Source organism: Sphaerimonospora thailandensis (assembly GCF_016863115.1).
In the GTDB taxonomy this organism is placed as follows: Bacteria; Actinomycetota; Actinomycetes; order Streptosporangiales; family Streptosporangiaceae; genus Sphaerimonospora; species Sphaerimonospora cavernae.
This window is the reverse complement of the sequence record NZ_BOOG01000054.1, coordinates 24443-47603: the sequence shown is the minus strand read 5'-3', so window position 1 is coordinate 47603 and position 23161 is coordinate 24443. Positions and strand designations below refer to the sequence as shown.

The 23161-nt window shown below is 69.1% G+C and carries 24 protein-coding genes; 10 read left to right on the top strand and 14 right to left on the bottom strand.

The features are described from left to right. The first annotated feature begins 124 nt into the window (after positions 1–124). From Mth01_RS24155 to Mth01_RS24140, 4 genes are all read left to right on the top strand, one after another. A complete protein-coding gene (locus tag Mth01_RS24155) occupies positions 125–1546 on the top strand; it encodes a helix-turn-helix domain-containing protein (protein WP_239089955.1) in 1422 nt (473 codons plus the stop codon). Next, entirely contained in the window at positions 1543–2070 is a 528-nt protein-coding gene (locus Mth01_RS24150; RefSeq protein ID WP_239089954.1) for a flavoprotein, read from the top strand. The genes Mth01_RS24155 and Mth01_RS24150 overlap by 4 nt, the downstream gene beginning before the upstream one ends. Positions 2071–2296: 226 nt before the next feature. Beyond that, positions 2297–3100 carry a transposase gene (locus Mth01_RS24145; RefSeq protein WP_204018227.1) on the top strand — a complete coding sequence of 268 codons (804 nt, stop codon included), beginning with the start codon at positions 2297–2299 and terminating at the stop codon, positions 3098–3100. Further along, complete coding sequence (locus tag Mth01_RS24140) at positions 2994–3965, top strand: aminoglycoside phosphotransferase family protein (protein ID WP_204018226.1); 972 nt, start codon at positions 2994–2996, stop codon at positions 3963–3965. The genes Mth01_RS24145 and Mth01_RS24140 overlap by 107 nt, the downstream gene beginning before the upstream one ends. A gap of 255 nt (positions 3966–4220) precedes the next feature. Here Mth01_RS24140 and Mth01_RS24135 read toward each other — a convergent pair whose 3' ends face one another. From Mth01_RS24135 to Mth01_RS29920, 6 genes are all read right to left on the bottom strand, one after another. Further along, positions 4221–5093 carry a class I SAM-dependent methyltransferase gene (locus Mth01_RS24135; protein WP_204018225.1) on the bottom strand — a complete coding sequence of 291 codons (873 nt, stop codon included), beginning with the start codon at positions 5091–5093 and terminating at the stop codon, positions 4221–4223. A gap of 373 nt (positions 5094–5466) precedes the next feature. Beyond that, the gene (locus Mth01_RS24130; protein ID WP_204018224.1) at positions 5467–5790 is read right to left on the bottom strand and encodes a PIN domain-containing protein; all 324 of its coding nucleotides are present in this window, start codon (positions 5788–5790) and stop codon (positions 5467–5469) included. Continuing rightward, positions 5787–6032 (bottom strand): hypothetical protein, encoded by a 246-nt coding sequence (locus Mth01_RS24125; protein WP_204018223.1) that lies wholly within the window; start codon positions 6030–6032, stop codon positions 5787–5789. The genes Mth01_RS24130 and Mth01_RS24125 overlap by 4 nt, the downstream gene beginning before the upstream one ends. 15 nt (positions 6033–6047) lie before the next feature. After that, positions 6048–6254, bottom strand: a complete 207-nt coding sequence (locus Mth01_RS24120) for a hypothetical protein (protein ID WP_204018222.1) — start codon at positions 6252–6254, stop codon at positions 6048–6050. Positions 6255–6347: 93 nt separating this feature from the next. After that, positions 6348–6896: a GntR family transcriptional regulator gene (locus Mth01_RS24115; protein WP_239089953.1), complete on the bottom strand. Its 549-nt coding sequence runs from the start codon at positions 6894–6896 to the stop codon at positions 6348–6350. Positions 6897–6902: 6 nt separating this feature from the next. Next, the gene (locus tag Mth01_RS29920) at positions 6903–7043 is read right to left on the bottom strand and encodes a hypothetical protein (RefSeq protein WP_239089952.1); all 141 of its coding nucleotides are present in this window, start codon (positions 7041–7043) and stop codon (positions 6903–6905) included. Positions 7044–7282: 239 nt separating this feature from the next. Here Mth01_RS29920 and Mth01_RS24110 point away from each other — a divergent pair, with 239 nt between their 5' ends. Together Mth01_RS24110 and rph are read left to right on the top strand one after the other, a co-directional pair. After that, positions 7283–8674, top strand: a complete 1392-nt coding sequence (locus tag Mth01_RS24110; RefSeq protein WP_204018221.1) for an aminopeptidase P family protein — start codon at positions 7283–7285, stop codon at positions 8672–8674. 261 nt (positions 8675–8935) lie between these two features. Next, positions 8936–11596 carry a rifamycin-inactivating phosphotransferase gene (rph, locus tag Mth01_RS24105; protein ID WP_239089956.1) on the top strand — a complete coding sequence of 887 codons (2661 nt, stop codon included), beginning with the start codon at positions 8936–8938 and terminating at the stop codon, positions 11594–11596. Positions 11597–11660: 64 nt separating this feature from the next. On the opposite strand, the gene Mth01_RS24100 is transcribed toward rph, so the two are convergent. After that, a complete protein-coding gene (locus Mth01_RS24100) occupies positions 11661–11993 on the bottom strand; it encodes a cupin domain-containing protein (protein ID WP_204018219.1) in 333 nt (110 codons plus the stop codon). Between the two features lie 80 nt (positions 11994–12073). Beyond that, positions 12074–12457 (bottom strand): hypothetical protein, encoded by a 384-nt coding sequence (locus tag Mth01_RS24095; protein WP_204018218.1) that lies wholly within the window; start codon positions 12455–12457, stop codon positions 12074–12076. 136 nt (positions 12458–12593) lie between these two features. Between Mth01_RS24095 and Mth01_RS24090 the strand changes: the two genes are divergently transcribed. After that, positions 12594–14420: a hypothetical protein gene (locus tag Mth01_RS24090; RefSeq protein WP_204018217.1), complete on the top strand. Its 1827-nt coding sequence runs from the start codon at positions 12594–12596 to the stop codon at positions 14418–14420. A gap of 280 nt (positions 14421–14700) precedes the next feature. Then, positions 14701–14835, top strand: a complete 135-nt coding sequence (locus Mth01_RS30205; RefSeq protein ID WP_275409019.1) for a hypothetical protein — start codon at positions 14701–14703, stop codon at positions 14833–14835. A 29-nt stretch (positions 14836–14864) separates the two neighbouring features. On the opposite strand, the gene Mth01_RS24085 is transcribed toward Mth01_RS30205, so the two are convergent. After that, positions 14865–15491 (bottom strand): HAD family hydrolase, encoded by a 627-nt coding sequence (locus Mth01_RS24085; protein WP_204018216.1) that lies wholly within the window; start codon positions 15489–15491, stop codon positions 14865–14867. 185 nt (positions 15492–15676) lie between these two features. After that, positions 15677–16639, bottom strand: a complete 963-nt coding sequence (locus Mth01_RS24080; protein ID WP_204018215.1) for a hypothetical protein — start codon at positions 16637–16639, stop codon at positions 15677–15679. A 278-nt stretch (positions 16640–16917) separates the two neighbouring features. Here Mth01_RS24080 and Mth01_RS24075 point away from each other — a divergent pair, with 278 nt between their 5' ends. Continuing rightward, positions 16918–17811 carry an arylamine N-acetyltransferase family protein gene (locus Mth01_RS24075; protein WP_204018214.1) on the top strand — a complete coding sequence of 298 codons (894 nt, stop codon included), beginning with the start codon at positions 16918–16920 and terminating at the stop codon, positions 17809–17811. Positions 17812–17926: 115 nt separating this feature from the next. Here Mth01_RS24075 and Mth01_RS24070 read toward each other — a convergent pair whose 3' ends face one another. Beyond that, positions 17927–18685 carry a helical backbone metal receptor gene (locus tag Mth01_RS24070; RefSeq protein ID WP_204018213.1) on the bottom strand — a complete coding sequence of 253 codons (759 nt, stop codon included), beginning with the start codon at positions 18683–18685 and terminating at the stop codon, positions 17927–17929. Positions 18686–18812: 127 nt separating this feature from the next. Between Mth01_RS24070 and Mth01_RS24065 the strand changes: the two genes are divergently transcribed. Then, a complete protein-coding gene (locus Mth01_RS24065; RefSeq protein WP_204018212.1) occupies positions 18813–20063 on the top strand; it encodes a PP2C family protein-serine/threonine phosphatase in 1251 nt (416 codons plus the stop codon). A gap of 90 nt (positions 20064–20153) precedes the next feature. On the opposite strand, the gene Mth01_RS24060 is transcribed toward Mth01_RS24065, so the two are convergent. From Mth01_RS24060 to Mth01_RS24050, 3 genes are all read right to left on the bottom strand, one after another. Then, positions 20154–21023 carry an AraC family transcriptional regulator gene (locus Mth01_RS24060; protein WP_204018211.1) on the bottom strand — a complete coding sequence of 290 codons (870 nt, stop codon included), beginning with the start codon at positions 21021–21023 and terminating at the stop codon, positions 20154–20156. A 142-nt stretch (positions 21024–21165) separates the two neighbouring features. Beyond that, positions 21166–21972 (bottom strand): inositol monophosphatase family protein, encoded by an 807-nt coding sequence (locus Mth01_RS24055; RefSeq protein WP_204018210.1) that lies wholly within the window; start codon positions 21970–21972, stop codon positions 21166–21168. Positions 21973–21994: 22 nt separating this feature from the next. Further along, complete coding sequence (locus Mth01_RS24050; protein WP_204018209.1) at positions 21995–23134, bottom strand: acyl-CoA dehydrogenase family protein; 1140 nt, start codon at positions 23132–23134, stop codon at positions 21995–21997. Positions 23135–23161: the final 27 nt, after the last annotated feature.

Genomic DNA, 23161 nt, shown 5'->3' with positions numbered 1-23161 from the left:
GGGAGGCCGCTTGACGTACCGTGTTGCTTGATGGCAAGTCCACCGACAAAGCAGAACTGCGAGACCCCCTAAAAGGCCCCCCTCTTAACCCCTTTTCGATCGCCCATCGGGAAGCAGGTCGGACATGCGCAAAGCAACGCCAAACGTAAGACTTCGGACATGGCGTAACCGCGCAAATTTGTCCCGGGCCGAAATGGCGAAAGTGGTCAATCTGTCGGCCAGCGGCATCAAGTACGGCCTGACCTGCGATGAGGAGCGCATCAGAAGGTGGGAGGCCGGTGAAGTCTCCTGGCCCCGCGAGCCGTACCGACTGGCACTCGCCGAGATCACCCACCACGACCCCGAAGATCTGGGTTTCGTCCCCGTCAAACGCGTCCGAGCCACAGTCGCGCCGGTCCCCGATACCGCAGTCAACCCAGAGCGCGAATATCCCATGCGGGTTGATAGCTGCATAATCAGCCCACACGCTATGAATCTCGTCGAATCCGGAAGAGACGAGGACAGCATGCAGCGACGCGAGTTCGTCGGCCTGGCCGGGGCCGCGCTGTTCAGTGCGGTAGTCGGGCAACCGGACAAGGCCCATCACATCCAATCGGACGTAGAGGCCCTTGCCACCGCCCTCGTCGACTACTCCGCCCCGTTGGACGGCGCCACGGACCTTCGAGCACTCGCGGCATCGGTCACAGCGGCCAAGCAGAACTACCAGGCATGCCGTTATTCCCAGGTGGCCGCTGCCCTCCCATCGCTGCTCCACAAGATCCGAACAGCATGCACAGTCCTGACCGGCGACGAACGGCTACGCGCATACGCCCTATCCGCCGAGGCGCACCACGTCGCCGCGTCCATCCTGCTCAAGCAGGAAGACAAGGGCCTTGCCTGGCTCGCGGCCGATCGCAGCGTCCAGGCCGCCCACACAAGCGGCAACCCCCTGATGATCGGATCAAGCGCCCGCATCATCACCCACGCCCTCATGGACGACGGCCACCACCGGGCGGCGACTGACATGGCCAGCACCGCCGCCCAGCGCCTGGACGCCGACCTGTCCCACCCTTCTCCCGATGACCTGTCGGTGTACGGCACGCTTCTCCTGAGAGGAGCCGTCGCCGCCGCTCTCCACGCCAACCGTCACACCGCGGCCGAACTACTCGACGAGGCCGAGCAGGCAGGCCGGCGACTCGGTCACGACGGCAACTACATGTGGACCGCGTTCGGTCCGAACAACGTCCTGTGCCACCGGGTGAACATCGCGCTCCGACTTGGCGACGCAGGAACGGCAATCGAGAACGCTCGCAAGATCGACATCAATGCCCTGACCATCAACGAGCGCAAGGCCACTGTCCTACTCGACACCTCCCGCGCGTTCCTCGCATGGGGTAAGCACGACCGCGCTCTGTACATCCTGCGCGCAGCCGGAGACATCGCCCCCGAGGAAATCACCGGACGCCCCGCCACGCTTAGGCTGGTCCGCGACATCCTCGCCACCGCGCCCGTCAGCGTTCGCCGCGAAGCGCGAGAGTACGCCGAATCCCTGGGAGTCAGCGCGTGACCGAACCCGGCAAGGTCCTCTACATCATCGTGTGCGCCGCAGGACCGGCAAGCGACGTTGGCCGCCTCGTGACGGAGGCCCAGCAGCAGGGTTGGACGGTCCAGATCATCGCCACCCCATCCGCACTCGACTTCATCGACGTCCCCGCGTTGGAGAAGCTGACCGGCCGCCCCGTCCGCAGCCAATACCGCAAACCCGGCGAACCCAAGTCCCCCAGAGCAGACGCCATCATCGTCGCCCCGGCTACCTATAACACCGTCAACAAGTTCGCCCAGGGCATCGCCGACACCTACGCCCTCGGCCTCTTGGCCGAAGCTCCCGGTCTGGGCATCCCGGTTGTCGTCCTGCCATTCGTGAACAGCGCCCTTGCTTCACGCGAGCCATTCCGCCGCAGCATTGAGACGCTTGGAGCCGAAGGCGTTCACGTCCTTCTAGGCCCCGGCCAGTTCGAGCCCCACGCCCCCAGCATCGGAGCCGAGGTCATCGACAGCTACCCCTGGCATCTCACCATCGCCCAGATATAACTCGACTTTCGCTCTTTTTCTTGATCGTTTATTGTGTCGCTTTTGTGGTGATTGGCGCGGTTTCATGGAGGGTGCGCATGATTGGCCGGGACACTCCCAACCTGCGGGCATACCGGTGTTGAGCGCATAAAAAGAGGAGCATCGGCGCTGTTCAAAACCCCGGATGCCGGAGACGCCGATGCCCTCGTCTGCGACTGTAGCGTTACCGCCCTCGCTTGTGGGCCTGTTGGAGCGATTTCGTCCCTGCTTCACCGCCCCGACGTTCGAGACGTTCTGCATGCTGATGGCCGGGTTCGTCGCCTGTGCGGGCACGCGGACGGTGTGCGGCATCCTGAGCGGGGCCGGGCTGGCCCGGGTGTGGCCGCACGATCGGGCGCACGCGTTCTTCGCCCGCCGCCGCTGGAACGCCCAGCAGTTCGGTCTCCTCGTGGCGCGGCTGGTGGCCGATCTGCTGATTGGCGAGGGAGAAGGGGCGCTGGTCGCGGTCGATGACACGCTGTTTCGCCGCCGGGGGAAGAAGGTGTGGGCGGCCTCGTGGTTCCATGACGGCTCCGCGCCCGAGGCGCACGCGACCGGGTACGGCAACAACTGGGTGATTGTCGCGATCGTGGTGCGGTTGCCGTTCATGACCCGCCCGGTGGCGTTGCCGGTGCTGGCCGGGCTGGTGAAGAAGGGCACGGTGTCGGCCTCACGGCTGGAGGTGGCCCGCCGCCTGGTCACCGCGCTCGCCGGGTCCCTGCCCGGCCGGCGGATCGATGTCGTGGGTGATGCCGCCTATGTCGGCGGCGTGTTGAAGACCAGGCTCCGGGTATCCAAGACCTGCCGGTCCACGTGCTGCAGCACGGCCTGCCTTGATCGTGGACGGACGCCGAACCCTGGAAACTCGATTGCCGTGTCTGCGCACAGGGCCGGATCATGCCGGGATGAGCCCAGAATCGCTTCCCTCCCCGCCACCCGCGGAGGGCGTACGGATCCCGTGGTCGGCGGTGCCGGAGGACCTGAGACTCGCCGTCGAGCGGCACCTCGGTGACCGGGTGACCGAGGCGGTCACGCAGTGCGGGGGCTTTTCGCCGGGGGTGGCCGCCCGGCTGCGGCTCGCCGGCGGCGGCCGGGCGTTCGTCAAGGCGGTCGGGCCGCGGCCCAACCCCCACAGCCCCGGCTTCCACCGCGCCGAGGCGAGGGTGGCCGCCGCGCTGCCGGCCGATGTGCCCGCACCCCGGCTGCTCGCCTCATTCGACCGTGACGGCTGGGTGGTGCTGCTGTTCGAGGACGTCGAGGGGCGTATGCCCGCCCAGCCCTGGGTTCCCGGCGAACTGTCCCTCGTGCTCGACGCGCTGGCCGGCCTGGCCGAGGCGCTCACCCCCGCCCCGGTGGACGTCCCGTCGGCCGCCGAGCGGTTCGACGACCAGTTCCGGGGCTGGCGACGCCTGGCCGCCGGTGACGGAGACCTCGCCGCCGCCCTCGACCCCTGGGCCGTACGGCACCTGCCGCGGCTGGCCGACCTGGAGGAATCCTGGGGCCGGGTGGCCGAGGGCGCCACCCTCGCCCACGCCGACTTGCGGGCCGACAACCTGCTGCTCACCGCCGATAGCCGGGTGCTCGTGGTCGACTGGCCCCACGCCTGCCTGGCCGCGCCGTGGTTCGACCTGCTCGGGATGCTGCCCAGCGTGACCATGCAGGGCGGGCCGCCGCCGGCCACGGTCTTCGACGACCACCCGATCGCCAAGCATGCCGACCCCGACGCGGTCACCGCGGTTCTGGCCGCGATGACCGGATACTTCCTGCAGAGAGGGCTTCTCCCTCCGCCGCCTGGCCTGCCCACGTTGCGTGCGTTCCAGCTCGCGCAGGGCAGGGCGGCGCTGGAGTGGCTACGACAGCGAACCGGCTGGAGGTGAGGCGGCGCCGCGCCCCCTGGGTGAGTCCGCTGGACAACCCACCTCCGGCCCGCATCGGCATTGGCAGCAGACCCGAGCCATCAGTCGGCCCACGAGAGAACGAATCGAGTCCGGGTCCGAACCAAGACTCGGACCCGGACCCAACCTGGAGACCCTGCGGGATCGCGGCGGCATCCGTCCTTGTCACCGTCACCACGATCAAGGGCAGCCATCACCGCCAGTACAGACGTCGCCCCTCGGCCTTCGGCCTCGTGGTCAGGAGCCGCCGTATGCGGCTACGTCCGCCGCCCACGAGCAGTCCCGGCAGGCGCAGGCGTCGTCTAGAGTGCCCCCGGATTCGGGCTTGCGGGCGTAGACATACATGACCGGCAGGTCGAAAGCGCCCGGCTCGCTGATCACCTCATCGAGACGAGCTGTGTAGCTCGCTTGGAAGGCTGTCAGCTCCCCAGAGCTGAGCGACGTGACGTCGGCATAGTGCGGGTTGACGATGTAGCTGCGCCACAGCGCTGATGTGCTCGCGGGTTGGAGAGCAATCACGTCCGGTACCGCTCGCTCGAAGGCGAATCCAGCCCGATTCACCGCGTCACGGCTGGCCTCCTCGGTGCCAACCTCGGCCATCGCGTCGGTAAGCGTGAGAGCGAAGTCGACGGCGCATTCACGGAAGATGCGGGCCGCGAGGGGAAAACCCGCTCGCATCGCGGAGAAGCCGAGCAGACCGCCCGGCTTCAACACTCGATGCCACGCCGCCAATGCCGCCCCAGCCGACAGGTAGAGCATGCCCGCGCAGCACAACACCGCGTCGAACGATTCGTCGTCGAACTCGTCCAGCGCCGTCGCATCCGCCTTCACGTAGCTCACGTTGGCCAGCCCGGACGCCGCCAGCAGCCGACCGGCCTCCCGGAGCATCCCGGCCGAGATGTCCACTCCGACGACCCGGCCCGAAGGGCCGACCGCCCGCGCCGCCGCCAGCGCGGCCAGCCCTGTGCCTGTGGCCGCGTCCAGCACCCGCATCCCCGGAGTGAGATCCGCGAGCGCCACCAGGCGCTCGGCATAGCCGACATGCCACTCCAGATGCCGGTACCTGCTCGCTCGCCCGTCGAAGTACGCCTCCACCCGCCTGTGATCCATGAGGCCATCATGACAATTACTGGTCCGGTTCGATTCCCGTCACCCGCTCGCAGGCGTCAAGGCCCAGGTAGGGACGGAATCCCCGACCCCTTGGCTTGATCGTTTCCAGCCTCTTTTCGATCTCCCGTGCAAAGCGAGCACGCCCGCCGAGCCGTCGCTCTGCTCGTGGGCCGCGCCGATGTGCCGGTCGATCGCCGGACCACGGCCTCGACGAGGATGCGTGGTGGCAACGAACTGCGGTTGATTCTTGCCACCCGCAGCGTGATGATCAGGAAAGGACAGTCGGCAGTAGCCGGAACGCGGGCACATGACGAGGCCGGATCATGGTGAAGTCACGCCGGTCGAGCGTCGCGATCTGAGTGACGGCGGCCAATCACTCGGCGATGGCGACGACGGACACATCGGCCGGGTCGAGACGGGCGTCCTTGTAGAGCCGGACGAGTTCGGCCATGCGCCGCACGTCTACAGGGAGCAAATTGACCAATTCAAACTCTGCCGTCACCAGATCAAGGAACTGCGCATGCACGGTGGGTCCCATGTGTCTGTTGATCGTCCACCCGACCTCGATCAGGACCGTCGAAGGTAGGAGTAGCGGGCCCTCCAGTTCCTCCAAGAGACGTACGCACGACGTGTGGTGCTTGTCATCACGGTCGACAACCGCGATCAGAGGGCCGGTATCGAGAAGAGTTGCGGTCACACTGACCGATTGAACCGCTCCGCCAGAAGATCCTCGACCCGTTCCGACAGATCACCCTGCCCGGAGGCACCGATTCCGGCGATCGACAACCGACGGCGCCGAACTGGTTCGGGGCCACCTTCCTCTGCGGCGTCCGCCAATTCCGGATCGGTCTTCACCAAACGCAGGAGACGACGCGCCTGATTCGGCGACAGCCGATCCACCAGGTGGTGAAGCTCCTCGTGCGCGTACCCAGCGCTCATGAGCACGAGTTTACGCTAGCGGTTCCGCTCGCGACAGCAACGTGGAGCAGCCTCATCCAGGTTGTCCCGCTCGATCTGCCGCTGGGCCGCCATCTCCAGATACGCCGAGACGCCCCGCTTGCCGACCCGCTCACGGATCGCCTGCAGGGTGCCGGCGGTCAGGGTGACGGAGATGCCACTGGTGGGACCGTCACCAGGGAGGAAGTCCACGTCATCAGCCATGACTCCGAAGTCATACCATTGAAAATGCTATTTAAGGGATGTGCCCGCCGATCTTTCGTCCGGAAGCTCGCTCGGAGGGCCGGCCGGTACGGATCATGAGGTCCTTCGCCTTGGCGCCGGTGTCGGAACTGTGCCCGCCCACGTACCACGGACATGACCGATGTGTGCGTTCATCAGGCGTTCCAGGCCGTGACGGTCGCCTGCCGAGATGAGGTCGAGCATCTGGACGTGCTCCAGGGCCGATGCGTTCAGCTCGCCGGTCTCCGCGAGCCGGTTGAGCCCGAACAACCGGGCGCGGGCCCGGAGTTCGCCCACGAGTGAGACCAGTTCCGTGTTACCCGTCAGCGAGAGAAGCTCCAGATGGAACTCGCGGTCGTGCTCGATGTAGGAGATCAGGTCCAGCTCCCGCGCGGCGTCGACGATGCGCTGGGCCCACGGCCGCAGTCTGGCCAGGTCCTCCTCCGTGGCGACGCCGATCACCTTGACGGCCGTCGGCACTTCGAGCAGCTGCCGGATCTCGGTGAGATGGTCGAGCTCCCTGTCGGACAGCTCCTTCACCCGGAAGCCCTTGTTGCGCACCGTCTCGACGAGGCCCTCCTTGGCCAGGTCGAGCATCGCCTCCCGTACCGGCGTGGGCGACACGCCCAGCTACGCGGCGAGGGTCGGCGCGGAGTAGATCTCGCCGGGCCGCATCTGACCGGCGACGAGCGCCGCGCGTAGTGCCTGCGCGACCTGCGCGCGCACGCTGCGCTGGACGCTCAGGTCCGGCAACTCAAACGGCTCCGCCATGACCCACCCTCCCGACATCGCACGAGATTTTCGCCGAGCTCTCCCGACATTATGGGAGCGATGAGGCCTGGCGACGGCATGGAGCCCGGACGCGGCCGCGGCAGCGGCCGTTCCCGTAAAGGAGCAGGCAGAGGACCACTCCGCCGCTGTGGCAGGGCCCCGGGGAGAATGTCCATTGCCCTCGCCGCTCAAATCAGTAAATGTGTGCAATAGCAATTGCCCGACCCTCGGAGTCAACGATGACCGACAGGCTGAACACCGGAAGCCACGACCTTCCGATCACCGATGCGCTCTCGGCGTTCATGACGACCGGCTGGGCCGACACCAGCCGGACCGACATGCGGCCGCTGCCGCTCGCCGCGTACACCGCCAAGCGGCGCGCCGCCCTGGCCGCGCGCTTCCCCGGAGAGCGGCTGGTCGTCCCCTCGGGGACGCTCAAGGCCCGTAGCAACGACGACGACTACCGGTTCCGGTCACACAGCGCGTTCACCTACCTGACCGGCGCCCAGGAGCCTGACAACGTGCTGGTGGTCGAGCCCTCCGGCGCCGCGCGCCTCTTCATGCGGCCGAGGTCACCCCGCGGCGAGGGGCAGGAGTTCTACCGTGACCGCCGGTACGGCGAGTTCTGGGTGGGCCGCCGCCTCGACCTCTCCGAGGCCGAGGCGCTCTACCAGATCGAGTGCGTCCACATCGACCGCCTGCCGGACGCGCTCTCCGGGCCCGCCCGGGTGCTGCGCGGCGTGGACGCCTCGGTCGACGCCCTGGTGTCGCCCGGAGAAAGCGACAGCGAGCTCGCCTCCTTCCTGGCGGAGATGCGCCTCGTCAAGGACGAGTGGGAGGTCGCGGAGCTGCAGCACGCGGTGGACGCCACCACCCGCGGCTTCGAGGACGTGGTCCGGGCGCTGCCCACGGCGATCGCCCACCCGCGCGGCGAGCGGTACGTCGAGGGAGTTTTCGGCCTGCGCTCCCGGCTGGAGGGCAACGCGGTCGGCTACCAGTCGATCGTGGCCTCGGGAGCGCACGCCTGCGTGCTGCACTGGATCCGCAACGACGGCCGGTTGAACCCCGACGAGCTGCTCCTCCTGGACGCGGGCGTGGAAAGCGACAACCTCTACACCGCCGACATCACCCGTACGCTGCCGCTGTCCGGCCGATTCAGTCCACTGCAGCGGCAGGTGTACGACCTGGTCCTGGCGGCGCAGGACGCGGCGATCGCGACCCTGCGTCCGGGTGCCCGGTTCCGCGAGTTCCACCTGGCCGCGATGCAGGTGATCGCCGAGGGTCTGCACGACTGGGGCGTGCTGTCCAGCCCCGACCTGGAGAGCGGCCTCTACCGCCGCTACACCCTCTGCAGCAGCGGGCACATGCTCGGCCTCGACGTCCACGACTGCGCGGCTGCACGCGCGGACGCCTACCTCGACGGCATGCTGGAGGAGGGCCAGGTGCTCACCGTCGAACCCGGGCTCTACCTGCAGCCCGACGACCTCACGCTGCCGCCCGAGCTGCGCGGCATCGGCGTACGCATCGAGGACGACCTCGTGATCACAGCTGACGGCGCACGTCTCATGTCGGCGGGCCTGCCCAGGCGCGCGGATGAGATCGAGGCGTGGATGGCCGAACTGCTCGGCTGACCCACCTCTTCAATACGCGTCGGCGGCAGGCCCGCTCGATGAGCGACGTGCCCGGATCGGTCAACGCCGACAGATCGGTCACGATGCCGGTTGGCCACGATTCCGGGGGAAGGTGAGGTCAGGCTGCGCACGCGGCGCTAATACCTCCTGCCATTTTCACTTTATATCAGATCCGCGCGTCTCATGAGGCGCCAAAAAATGCTTCATACTCGCCCATTGCGAACCGACTCGACGAACGATGGAGGTACGGAATTGGGCTACGTGCTGGGGTTCGAGCAAATCGACTCGACGAATGTCGCAGACGTCGGCGGAAAGGGGGCGCACCTGGGCGAGCTCTCGCGAATCGATGGCCTCCGCGTGCCGGACGGCTTCTGCGTCACGACGGACGCCTTCCAGCGGGTCATGGCCGAGGCGCCGTCGATCGACGCTCAGCTTGACCATCTGTCGCGGGTGAAACCGGACGACCGTACGGCGATCCGCACCCTGAGCGCGGACATCCGCCGCACCATCGAAGGCGTCGCGATGCCCGACGATCTTGTGGCGGCGATCAGCGAGTCGCTCGCCCGGCTCGGGGAGCAGGCCCCCTACGCGGTGCGTTCCAGCGCGACCGCCGAGGACCTGCCGACCGCGTCCTTCGCCGGCCAGCAGGACTCGTACCTGAACATCGTGGGCCTGGCGGCGATCCTGCGGCACGTCCGGCGGTGCTGGGCCTCGCTGTTCACCGAGCGGGCGGTGACCTACCGGTGCCGTAATGGCTTCGACCACCGGAAGGTGCGGATGGCCGTAGCCGTACAGCGGATGGTGTTCCCGGACGCGGCCGGGGTCCTGTTCACCGCGGACCCCGTGACCTCGAACCGGAAGATCGCCACCGTGGAAGCGGGTTGGGGGCTCGGCGAGGCGCTTGTCTCCGGTCTGGCCGCCGGCGACGTCTACACGGTGCGCGACGACCAGGTCGTCACCACGGCGGTCGCCACCAAGCCGCGGTTCGTCCAGGCGTCGCCGGGTGGCGGCACCCAGGACGCACCGGTCGAGCCGCAGCGGCAGACGCAGCCGGCTCTGACGGATGGACAAGTCGTGCGCCTGGTGCGGCTGGGCCGGCGAATCGAAGCGCACTTCGGCCGGCCCCAGGACATCGAATGGTGCCTGGTCGGCGACGAATTCCACATCGTCCAGAGCCGACCGATCACCACCCTGTTCCCCCTACCCACGACGTTCCCCGTGCCCACGACGTTCCCCGCACCCACGACCGACGGCCAGGAGAACCACGTCTACGTCTCCGTCGGTCACCAGCAGATGATGACCGACGCGATGAAGCCGCTGGGACTCTCCCTGTGGCAGCTGACGACCCCACGGCCGATGCACGAGGCGGGCGGACGGTTGTTCGTCGACGTGGCGCCCGCCCTGGCGACACCCGCGGGTCGCGCGAGCCTTTTCGGAACGCTGGGGAAGTCCGACCCGCTTATTCGGGACGCGCTACAGACCGTCCTCGACCGCGGCGACTTCATCCGCTCGCTTCCTGACGAAGGTTCTGGCGAGGGTTCTGGAGCCGTACTCGGCGGTGACCCGCCCGCCCCGATCGAGACCGATCCGGCCGTCGTCACCCGGCTGATCCGACACAGTCAGGAGTCCGTCGCCACCCTGCGGCGCGAGATCCAGAGCCTGTCCGGGCCGGCGCTGCTCGACTTCATCCTGGCCGACATCACAGAGCTGAAGCGCATCCTGTTCGATGCGCGGAGCCACCAGGTGATCATGGCGGGGATGGAGGCGGCCTGGTGGCTCAACGACCACCTCGAGGCGTGGCTGGGCGAGAAGAACGCGGCCGACGCGCTCACGCAGTCCGTCCCCCACAACGTCACGTCGGAGATGGGGCTGGCGCTCCTCGACGTCGCGGACACGATCCGACCACACGCGGACGTCATGGCGTTCCTGCGCCGCGTCGCGGACGAAGGCCGGGATGGCGACGGCTTCCTGAACGAGGTGGCCGAGCTGGCCGGTGGACGGGATGCATGTGACGCCATCCGGGGCTTCCTCGACGACTACGGCATGCGCTGCGCGGGCGAGATCGACATCACCAGAACGCGCTGGAGCGAGCAGCCCGTCACGCTCGTGCCCACCATCCTCGGCAACATCAAGAACTTCGAGCCGGGCGCCGGCAAGCGACGCTTCGAACAGGGGCGCCAAGAGTCACGACGGAAAGAGCAGGAACTGCTGAAGCGGTTGCGCGCCCTACCCGACGGGGAGCAGAAGGCCGAGGAGACCAAGCGAATGATCGACCGTGTCCGCACCTTCGCCGGATACCGGGAGTACCCCAAGTACGGCATGGTCAGCCGCTACTTCGCCTACAAGCAGGCGCTGCTGCGGGAAGCCGATCGCCTCGTCCGGTCCGGAACCCTGCGCGAGAAAGAAGACATCTTCTTCCTCCGGTTCGAGGAGCTGCGAGAAGTCGTGCGCACCAACGACGCGGACGCCGGACTCATTCTGGAAAGGCGGGCGGCGTTCCGGTCGTACGAGGCGCTCACACCGCCCCGGGTCCTCACGTCGGACGGCGAGGCCGTCAACGGCCGGTATCGGCGTGACGACGCCCCGCCCGGCGCGCTGCCCGGCCTCCCGGTCTCGGCCGGGGTCGTCGAAGGCCGTGCCCGCGTCGTCATGGACATGGCACGGGCGGACCTTGAGGCGGGCGACATCCTGGTCACCGCCTACACCGACCCCAGTTGGACCCCCCTGTTCGTCACCGTCGCCGGACTGGTGACCGAGGTGGGCGGCCTCATGACGCACGGCGCGGTGATCGCGCGGGAGTACGGCCTGCCGGCCGTCGTGGGCGTGGAGCAGGCGACCCGGCTGATCCGGGACGGGCAGCGGATCCGTGTTCACGGAACCGACGGGTACGTCCAGATCCTCCCGCCGACTTCCCGGCCCTGAAGGGGCTTCGACGGTTCGACTCGACGCGCCGACCGGCGTGGCCGATCAGGTGGGCGGGCGGCGCTCAGGGACGCTTGGCCACGGTGAGCAGGAAACCGGTGTCGTCCAAGCCTTCCACGCTGTGCCGTACCGGAGGGATCACGAGCAGGTCGCCGGCCCGCCCCTCCTCGGACTCGTCCCCGGCATGCAGGCGCAGCCGTCCGTGCAGGACGAGCAGCGTCGCCTCGCCCGGGCTCTCGTGCTCCGCGAGCTTGGTGCCCGCGGTCAGGGTCACCAGGGTCTGGCGCAGCATGTGCTCGCGCCCACCGAAGATGGTCTCCGCGCTGCGTCCGGTGGGCGCGGTCTCGGCGCTTTTCAGGTGTTCCTGGACCAGTGAATCCAGCGACGTCTTCTGCATGGTTCGTCAGTATGCCCGCCAACGGTACGGCCTCCGCCCAGAGGGGGCATCCGATGGCGGGCATTCGATGGCGGCGCCTGTTACGCGCGCAGGTAGCGGCGTATGTCCTCGATTCCGTCGAGAGCGCGCCCGTCCACATCCGTCGTGTCCAGCCTCGCCCGCGCTGCCAGGGCTTCCGCCAACGCGATCGCCTCATCGCTGAGGGACCCGAAACGTCGGGCGACATGGCCCAGGCACAGACCGGCCAACCCGAGCAGTGGGCTACCCGCTGCGGCCCGCGTTCCCACCTCCAGGCAGCATTGCTCAACGAACCCACGATCGCCGTCGCTCAGCGCGATACCGACCAGGGCATCCACTGCGGCGGGTTCTCGCGACCGATCGTGGAGGGCACGACCCAAGATCTCGGCGACCTCGTCGTGGGACAACGCCTCGGGGGTCTCGAACCGGCGATCAGGACTCTCCACGCGAACAGACTACGCGCGCCACAGCGACGGAAGTCACGTACTGATTCCACATGCATGGCGGCCCACTCTTGCGCTGGGATCAGCCGAACTGGCATGGTGTGGGCATGATCGAGGGAAACGAGTCCCCCACTCAGCGGTGAGCATGGCCGACGAGCGCAGGGCGCTCGACCGCGTACCGTCCCTGTTCGACCACGCGTCCCGGCTTCACCGGCTGACGCCTGACCAGCCGCTCCCTGATGGGGGCCGCCACTATCCTCCCGGGGTCACCGACCACAATCACCGGGATGACATCACCGCCTCGCTAAGCGAACGCAGAGCGGCACTGCTCGCCCTGCTGGAGGCGTTCTTCGCCGATCCCGTCTCCGTGACCGCGCTCCATGACGGCATCCGCGATCTGCCGATCCCCTCGTGTGCGATCGACCGCATGACGGTGGAGGGGCTGCCCTGGCTCAAGCCGGACCTCGCCCGCGAGACGGGCAGTTGGCTCGTACGGCACTCAACCGATGTCCGCGCGGCGGCGACCGGCCTGCGTCTGCTGGTCGGCACCGCCCACCCGGAGGACATCCCGCTCATCCGAACCATCGGCCTGCTGCACCGCTTCGGCTGCGCGGCGATCGACGTGCTGGAGAAGATCCCCGGCGCGGCGATCCAGTTGGCGTGGCTGGCCGAGCGGTCGACGGGACGTCCCCACACCCAGGCCGTCATCGCCATGTGCCGATTGGTCGACCCCGTCACCTTCCCCTGGCTGCTCCGGCACGCCGTCGACGACCGCGGCTTGGTCGGCAGCCACGCCCGCCAGGTCGCCGAGACGGTCTCCCTGGCCGACGCGTTGGAAAGCGGCGACCCCGACGACGAGGTCACCGTCCATTCGGGCAAGCTCCTGCAGGCCATCGCCTCCACACAGGACTATTCCGTCCAACTGCACGAGTACGCGGACGCCTGCCGGGCCATCGCCGGCTTCGCCGTACGGGCCGGGCAGGCCAATCCTTCGCTGGACCTGCTGGCCGCGGCCGTCACCCTGGCTGAGGACCTGCGCACCGGCCACGCCGCCTGCCTCCCCTGGCCACCCGGCAAACGCGCGACCACGCTGGAGCGCCTGGAACGGCTGGTCGCCTCCCCGCGCTGGGCACAGCCCCTGGCGGAAGCACGCCGCTCACCCGACCCGATGACCCGCTGGCGAGCGGCATGGGCCGTACGAGCGATGCGTGCAGTCCCACGTGATTCCGATCTCGTCCCCCCGAGCGACGGCCGGTTCAACCGGCTCGCGATCCGCGTCGCCATCCCCGATCCCGCGATCGGCGAGCAGGTCGAGACCCGACTGCTGGTGGACGGCCGGCCTGTCGTCGCCGAGGCCTTCCGCAAGGGAGCGCCGCATGGGCCCGAGGACCTACTGGGCCTCCTGGCGGCCACCGCTGAACCCCGCGAGGTACAGCTGGCCGAGGCGTACTGCACCGAAGGCTGCTGCGGCGCCCTCCACGTGACGATCAGCCGCGACGGCGACACCGTCACCTGGGGGAACTGGCGTGCCTCCGGAGCGGCCGGCGCGCTGGAGTCCTTCCGCTTCCAGGCGGAGCAGTACGCCGAGACGATCGCCCGGGCCGTACGCGACCACGGGTGGGAGTGGGGCGCACGCAGCCTGGCTCGCAAGCTCAACCGCCTTCTGGCCGACGAACCCGGCCTGCTCGCCGCCTGGCAGTGCGAACCCGGCAGAGTGTACGCGCGGACCGACGAGTACGAGACGATCCGGATGTGCTTCTGGCACCCACGCTATCCATCGGGCCTCGATAGCGACGATCCATGGCTTCAGCTCGAATGGCTCATATCCGTGGACGACACCGACCTCGACGACCAGGCCGCCCGGATAATCGATCACCTGCGCCGGGTCGATCCCAAGTCTCATGCCGAAGTCGTCGGCGGCTCGCGGGAATTCGCCGACCGTCTCGGTTTCCCCTGGCCGTTCTGACCGCTGACCGGCGGTCGGTCCGCCTCCACCGTGATCGCCGGTGAGCTCTACCTCAGAAACTCCCGCGCACCACGTAGCCTGGTCCGAAGCCGCCGCTGAGTCACGCCGCACTCCAAGCGCACATCTATCGGGCCGGGCACGTCGGTGTCCGCCCGCCTGCCTGAAGGCAACTGGTCTGCGTCGAGGCCATCACGTCGGGCGATGAGCAGCCCCAGTTCGTAGTGCTGAAGCGGCCGCCGCGTTCACCCCCCGAGAATCCCGTGGATCTCTCTGCGGAGATGTGGGAGAGATCCACGCCAGCCACCTGAGCCGCCAGCTCGGCGCGGCGCAGCCGCAGGCCCGGTTCGGGTCGGCGCCGGCGTTGTTCATCCACCAGGTGCCGTCGCGCTGCACCCAGGCGAAGACCCGCCTGTAGCCATCCGCGAAGCCACGGAAAGGCGCTCGTCAGGGCGTCGTCGGCTGGGTGAGCAATGGGGTCAGCGCGCGCCGCATATCGGCCACCTCGCGAAAGAGCACGCCCGTCATCCCGAGAGCGACCGCCGCTTCCACGTTCTCCGCCCGGTCGTCGATGAACAGGCACCGCCGGGGATCGGCCCCCGCCCGTTCGGCGGCGATCTGGTAGATCCGCCGATCGGGCTTGACCACTCCGACCCGGGCGCTGCTGACCACCTCATCGAAGAAGTGGGTCAGCCCCAGCGCGTCCAGGTCCTCCTCCAGTTGGAGCGTCGCGTTCGACACCAATACCACCGGGACGTGCGCCTGCGCCTGCCGCAACAGGTCGAGGACGTCCTGCTCCACCGAGAAGGGCGCGCCGGTGAACGCTTCGCCCAGCTTCCGGGCCTGCTCAGGCGACATCTGTTCGGTGAGCGCGGCGACCATCGCGTCCACCCACTGCGGCACGGTGATCTCACCCACCATCGCGGGGCCGTCCACGTCCGGCGCGAAGGCGGTCCTCGCCGTCGTGCCCGGCTCGACACCGAAACCGCGCTCCAACTCGGCCACCTCGCCGGTGTCGTAGAAGCGGATCACACCGTCGAAGTCGCACAGCAGGGCGTCGAAAGGCAGTCGCACAGGTCCTCCCGTCAGGTCCGCGGCCGCGCACGCCGCGGTTGATCTCCATACTCGACCGCGAGAGCCTCATCCAACCAGCCACGCCGTACGCCGTCGAGCGCAGGCAACACCTCGGCGAAGTCGCGTTCACCCTTCGGATGCGAAGCCTTGTTCCTCGGCTCCAGGCGCGGGCCCGATGGCAACGGTCAAATCTCGGCCTCGCGGCGGGTGGGGAGGGCGTGCTCGCGGGCGATGGGGTTCCACAGGTACACGAACTCGGTCTTGGCCGCGGTGGCCGATTCCGACGCGCGGTTGCCCGCGTCGAACGCGGAGTCGCCCACGGTACGCCCCCGGCATCCGCTGGCCCGGAACCGCTTGGCCCACTTCAGGTACGCCTTGTCCGCCCGATGCGACGCGGTCAGCGCCCGGACGAGGGTGTCCTTGAGTTCGTATCCGTCGTCGAGGGCGTCCACGTCCAGTTTCTTGGCCTGGCCGGCCTGCTCGCCGCGCTGCCGGGTCACCTTTTCGATGGCGCTGACCCCCTTGCTCACCCCGGAGCAGCGCAGGATCTGATTGATGGCACGCTGTAACGCTCCCCGGCTGGGCTCGCTCCGGTCGAGCAACGCGTCGATGGCCGTCGCCTGGTCGTACGCGGTGGTTCCCGCCTCCGGCTCCGACTCTGAATCGGCGGACTCGCTCGGATCGGCAAGGGGTGCCATCGACGCCTGCGCGGCCTCGGCGGACGCCTGCTCCTGCGACTGGGCCGCGGAACGCGTCGAGTCCGCTTCCGACGTGTGCGCGCGCTGGAGGTTGACGACGACGAGCGTCCCGGCGATCACCACGGCTGCGAGGGCCGTGGCGATGAGCGGCACTCGTAGCCGTACCAGCGTGCTGGTCGCGGGCTGGATCAGGGTGGGCGGCACCCCGATGGACGTGGCGGGCGCCGGATCGGGCGGCATGACCGCCGTGGCGGGGGTGAGACCGGGCGGCATTGCGGCGGTGGCGTCTGCCGGGTCCCTGACCCACCACTTCCAGTACGGCGGGGCTTCGGGCCAGTCGTCCTCCGGGCCCGCCCAGGCCGCCGTGGGCGCCCACCCGTCCGGAGGGGACGGCCACCCCGGCGGTGCGTTGAAACGCCAATCGGGACCGGGGCGCGGGGGAATGCTCACAGGACCCACTTTAGAGCGAAAGGATCATTGCGGGGAGATTATCCCCATAGAGGGATGATGGCGACAAGAGGTCTCATACATCAGACTTGAGGCTGATGGTGACGCAGAGGTCAAGTAGGCTCCCGATCCCTCCCGGCCGAAACCACCGCGATACTGGCACGGGCGCGCCCAAGACCACGCCGTTTCGGATCCGGCCGCAGGACCGGCGGACGCCTCGTACTCCCCGACGTACATCCGGTGTGAAACTTAATGTCTGATTTACCCGGTAATGTGCATAGATGACGGCCTTCATCGACGCGTACCTTCACCGGCTCGACCTCGATAATCTGGCGGGTCAGCCGCCCAGCGTGGCCAACCTCCACACGCTGCACCGGGCTCACACGGAGCGTGTGCCGTACGAATGCCTGGAGATCTGGCTCAACCGTCGCACCACCGTGGACCCGATGGAGTCGGCGCGGCGGATCCTGCGTGATCGCGGCGGCTACTGCTTCCAGCTCAATGGCGCCTTCTCCCTGCTGCTGGACGCCCTCGGCTATCAGGTCACCCGGCACGTCGGCGGCGTGCAGGGCACCGCGGACGATCCCGCCGAGGCCGACGCCGGCCACCTGGTCCTCACCGTGTCCGGGCTGCCGTCGGAGGACTCGCCCGACGGCCGCTGGCTCGTCGATCTCGGCATGGGCGACGGCCTGCACGAGCCCCTGCCGCTGACCGAGGGGACCCATCGGCAGGGACCGTTCCAGTACGGCTTGCGCCCCTCGCAGGCCGAGCCCAGCGGGTGGCGGTTCGACCACGACCCGCGCGGCTCTTTCGTCGGGATGGACTTCCGCCCCCACGCCGCGGAGATGGCGGCCTTCGCCGAACAACACGAGCATCTGTCCACCTCCCCCAAGTCCGGGTACGTCCGGGTGGCCACCGTCCAGCGGCGGGACGCCACCGGGGCCGACGTGCTGCGCGGACTGGTGCTGACCCGGATCGGCGAGGGCAAGCGCTCCCGCACGCTGGAGAATCGCCGTGACTACTTCACCGCCCTGGCAGACGTCTTCGGACTCACCCTCGGCGACGTCACCCCCGCAGAACGGGACGGCCTCTGGCGGCGGTTGCTCGCCGCCCACGAGCGCTGGCTGAGCCGCCGCCGAGAGGCGACTTTGGCGAAGTCCGGGCTGGCGACGTGACTGAGCCACAGTTCGGGAGCGCCCGCGGACAGGAGATCCGCGTTGGACGTACCGCGTCGAGGAGGGCGAGCCAGAACGCTGACCGCGCACGACACGCGTCGTTCAGTGACGTCCCTCAGCGACCGAGTGCGGCCAGGAGGGCGGCGGGCGCCTCCACCAGCGATGGGCCGTACCAGGTCAGGTGCCTGCCGCTGACGAGCGCGGCCGGTGTCGCGGGGAAGAATCCGGGGCCGTCCTCGGCGGTGAAACGGTAGGGCTCGTCCGGGAGGACCACGAGGTCGGCGCCGGCCGCCAGCAGTTCGGGCAGGGCGACCTTCGGATAGCGCTCCGGGTGATCGGCGTAGACGTTGCGTACCCCGAGCCTGAGCAGCACGTCGCCGGCGAAGGTGTCCCGCCCCAGCACCATCCAGGGCTTGCGCCAGATGGGGATCAGCCCCTGCCGTACGACCGTGACGGGCGGGACCGCGGACCATGCCCGTTCCGCGGCGTCGAGCCAGGCCGGCTCGGGGACGCCGCAGGCCGACGCGAACATCCGGCGCAACGAGGCGAACGCCTCGTCGAGGGTACGGATCCTCGTCACCCAGACGGGCACCCCGGCCGACCGCAGCGCCTCGATGTCGACCCGGCGGTTCTCCTCCTCGTTGGCCAGCACCAGATCCGGCCGCAGATCGATGATCGCGGCCACGTCGGGGTTCTTCGTGCCGCGCAGTCGCCGTACGGTCAACCCCTCCGGGTGGGTGCACCAATCGGTCGCACCGACCAGCAGCTCCGGGGCCGTCTCGGCGAGCGACTCGGTGAGCGACGGGACCAGCGACACGACGCGGCGTACGGCACCATGCGGCGTGAACGGCATCCCAAGATCATCGGTCGGCATGCTCCTCATCCTTCCACAGCACGCGCGGCGGACAAGGGCCGCCTGCGGCTCGGTCCGCCTGTGAAGGCGAACAAGGGGTAGGAGGTAGCCGGTGGTTGGTTGGGTTCTCGAACGAGGAGGGATGCCGATGCGGAGCAAGGCCGAACTGATGCTCGGCGGCCTGCTGCGCGGCAGCCATCTGGCCACGATGGAGGACCTGCCGCGCCTGCTCGCGGAACACGCGGCGATCGTCGGCTTCTCCGAGACCATGGTCTACGTGCCCGACCTGCAGCAGCAGTTCCTGGTGCCGCTGCCCGGCCAGCGTGACGCGCGCGGCATGGCCCTCGACCCCATCCGCATCGACACCACGATGGCCGGGCGTGCCTTCCGCGACCTCGAGATCGTTTCAGTACGTCAGGTCCCCGACCCGCTCGGCGGCGAGCCCGCTGAGGCGTTTCCCTCCCCGGAGCAGCGGCGGCTGTGGGTGCCCATGCTCGACGGCGCCGAGCGGATCGGCGTCCTCGGGGTGACCGTGCCCGTGGACAACGAGACGAGCAGGTGGCGGGCCCAGCGGCTGGGCACCGTGATGGCCCTGCTCATAATGAGCAAACGCGACCGCAGCGATGATTACGCCTGCCTGGTGCGCGCCCACCAGATGACCCTGTCGGCCGAGGTGCTGTGGAACCTGATGCCGGCCTCGACCTTCGCGAACGACCGAGTGGTGATCAGCGCGGCCCTGGAGCCGGCCTACGACGTGGGCGGAGACGTCTTCGACTATGGCCTCCGAGGCGACATGATGCATCTGTCGATCTTCGACGCCATGGGCCATGACACGGCCGCCGGACTGACCGCGAGCATCGCCGTGGGCGCCTACCGCAACAGCCGTCGCGGCGACTCCGGTCTGTTCGAGGCCACCGAAGCGATCGACAAGGCCATCGACGACCAGTTCGGCGGGGGGCGCTTCGCCACCGGCATCCTGGCCACCCTGGACACCAGATCCGGCTGGCTGACCTGGATCAACCGGGGTCACCCCCCGCCGCTGGTCCTACGGCACGGACGGCAGGTCGCCACCTTGGACGAGGCAACGCCGGCGCCGCCCATGGGCCTTCGGCTGGGCCTGCCGGGCGAGCTCGCCCGCTATCACCTCGAGCCCGGCGACCGGCTGCTGTTCTACACCGACGGCATCGTCGAGGCGCGCAACCCCGAGGGAGAGCCGTTCGGCATCGAGCGCTTCACCAGCTTCGTGATCCGCCGCGAAGCCGACGGCGTGTCCGCTCCGGAGACCGTACGCCGCCTGATCCACAGCGTCCTGGACCACCAGCACGGCGTGCTCCAGGACGACGCGACCATGCTGCTGGTCGAGTGGCGCACCCAGCGGCACCGCAAGTTCGCGATGTGACCACGCGGACCTCGGCTACGCGCCGGGCGCGAAGGGATGACCTCCCACAGCCCTGCCCGGCTCCCAGCTCGGGGTCCGCTCGGCCGTGTTTCAGCTCGCGGTGCGCTCGATGGGGAGCCACAGCTCGGCGTCCGCCTGCGATCCGTCCTGCGACACGACCACGCTTGAGATCTCCGGCCCCGGCCGGCTGCGATACGACGGGTTCGACGGGAACCACTGCGTGAACGCGTCCCGCCACAGGTACTGCAGCGCCTGCGGAAACGCGCCCGAGCTTTCGAAGACCACCCACGCCCCGGCGGGCACGACGAGAACGTCCAGGTCCTCGGGTACGTCGGCGCCGGTCACCACGCCGTAGTAGTAGTCGAGCTCGGTGCCCTCCGTACGGCTGTCCGCGACGCGGTCAGCCACGTTGACGATCCCCCGCGGCTCCTGGTCGGCGAGTCCCTCGATTCGCCGCCTGGTCTCCGGGTCCATACTCCTCACGAACGCGACGATCGCGGGGTTCATCCCCTCGTGGACGAGGGGGACGCGGGCCTTCCTGCCCACGACACGGAACTCCTCCTTCGCCACGATCCGATACCGCATGCCGCTGCTCCCTTCGATGACGAGGCGGAAGGACATCCGGGGCTGGGAGTACAGCGCCGCACCGGTCCGCCTGGCCTCGCCGGGCCCGACACCGTGCACGGCGCGGAACGCGCGCGCGAACGCCTCACCCGAGCCGTAGCCGTACCGCACCGCGATGTCGAGCAGCGTCTCCTCGCCGGCGAGCACGTCGGCGCCGGCGACGGTGAGCCGCCTGCGCCGGATGTACTCCGACAGCGGGAGGCCGGCCAGCGCGGAGAACAGCCGCCGGAAGTGATATTCCGAGGTGACCGCGATCCGCGCGAGCTCGGCCACGTCGATCTCCTGATCGAGGCGCCGCTCGATGTGCTCCATCGCCTGGTTCAGCCGCTCCAGCATCCCCGCCCGTCCTTCCTTTGACGATCACCACGCTAGGCGCGGCCCACCCCACCGCACCCGACATCCTGTGCCCGGGAAGATCTGGTACGGCGGCCGCCGCGGCGTGGGCGGAGAAGTGGAGCCTCAGACGGCTCGGGGGCGGTCAGGCGGACGCGGGCTCGAGCAAGATGGTGCGTACGGTGTCCCAGCAGGCGGGGTCGGCGGCGTTGAGCAGGCCGATCCGCTGGTCGGCCGGTCGGTAGGGGCTCCCGTCCGGACGACGGGCGACGCAGCCGGCCTCGGTCAGCAGCAGGGTTCCCGGCGCGTGGTCCCAGGGCAGGGTCCGGTGGAACAGGATGAAGTCCTGCTCGCCGTCGAGCAGCCGCGGATATTCCACGCCCGCGCAGGCGGTGCCCGGTCCGAGCGCGGCGAAGCGTGGCGCCGCCGCCGCCACCCGCTCCCTGGCCGGGGGATCGAAGAACCTGGTCAGCGCGGCGCCGCGCAACGTCGCGGGATCGGCGGGGGCGGGCTTCCGACGCACCCGGACCCCGTCGCGCCAGGCCCCCGATCCCCGCTCGGCGACATATGCACACCCTTCGGTGGGACGTACGATCCATGACGCGACGGTCTCGCCGTCCCGCACCAGGGCCGCCATGACCGCGTACTCGGGGCGGCCGGCGACGAAGTTCGAGGTTCCGTCGAGCGGATCGACGACCCAGGCCGCGGGCGCCTCCCGCAGCGCCGCGACGAGCCGGGGATCGGCGGCGGTGGCCTCCTCCCCCACGACCGGGATGTCCATCACGTCGCGCAGCCGACGGCTGATCAGTTCCTCGGCCTCTCGGTCGGCCACGGTCACGACCTCGCCGGGCGACTTCTCCGCGATGTCGCCCTCTTCCAGTGCCCGGAACCGGGGCAGGATCGCGACCTCGGCGGCCTCACGCAGGATTTCGGTCACCTTGTCGATCCACATATCCCCGACCCTAACCCCTGAGTCAGCGGGCGAGATGGCGGCTGATCACCAGGCGCTGGATCTGGTTGGTGCCCTCGAAGATCTGCATGATCTTGGCCTCGCGCATGTAACGCTCGACGCGGAACTCCCGCGTGTAGCCGTACCCGCCGAAGACCTGCACCGCGTCGGTGGTGACCTTCATGGCGGCGTCGGTGGCGACCAGCTTGGCCACGCTGGCCTGCCTGCTGTACGGCAGGCCGGCGTCGCGGCGGCGGGCCGCGTCGAGGTAGGTCGCCCGGGCCACGTCCACGCCGGCGGCCATGTCGGCGAGCAGGAAACCGAGCCCCTGGTGATCGATGATCTTCTTGCCGAAGGTCTCGCGTTCCTTGGCGTAGGCGACCGCCTCGTCCAGCGCGGCCTGGGCGAGTCCGGTGGCGCACGCGGCGATGCCGAGCCGGCCCGAGTCGAGCGCGCTGAACGCGATCTGCAGGCCCTGTCCCTCCGCGCCGAGCAGCCGGTCGTCCTCCAGGAACGCGCCCTCCCAGTGGGCGGTGGTGGTGGGGACGGCGTGCAGCCCCATTTTCTCCTCGGGCCGGCCGAAGGTCAGGCCGTCGGCCGCCCCCGGCGCGAGGAAGCAGGAGATGCCGCGGCCGCCCTCCGCCGTGCGGGCGAACAGGGCGTAGAAGTCGGCGATGCCGCCGTGGGTGATCCACGCCTTGTTGCCGCTGATCCGGTAGCCGCCCTCGACCTTCTCGGCCTTGCACCTGAGTGCGCCCGCGTCCGATCCGGCCTGCGGCTCCGACAGGCTGTAGCCTCCGACGAGCCGCCCGGCCAGCATGTCCGGCAGCCACCGCTCCCGCTGCCGCGCCGTGCCGTACTCCGCCACCGGGAAGCAGGCGAGCGTGTGCACGCTGCACGCGACGGCGACCGCCGCCCAGCGCGCCGCCAGCTCCTCGATCACCTGCAGATACACCTCGTACGGCTGCCCGCCCCCGCCGAGCTCCTCCGGGTACGGCAGGCCGAGCAGCCCGGCGTCGCCCAGCAGGGTGAACAGGCCCTCGGGGTAGGTCTCCGCGCGTTCGTGCTCGTCCACCCGGGAGGCGAGCTCCCGGTCGGCGATCTCTCGGGTGAGCTCGATGAGGTCCGCTGCCTCCGGGGTGGGCAGCAGGCGGTCCACGGTCACGGTCGTGCTCCTCAGCAGGTCCTGGAC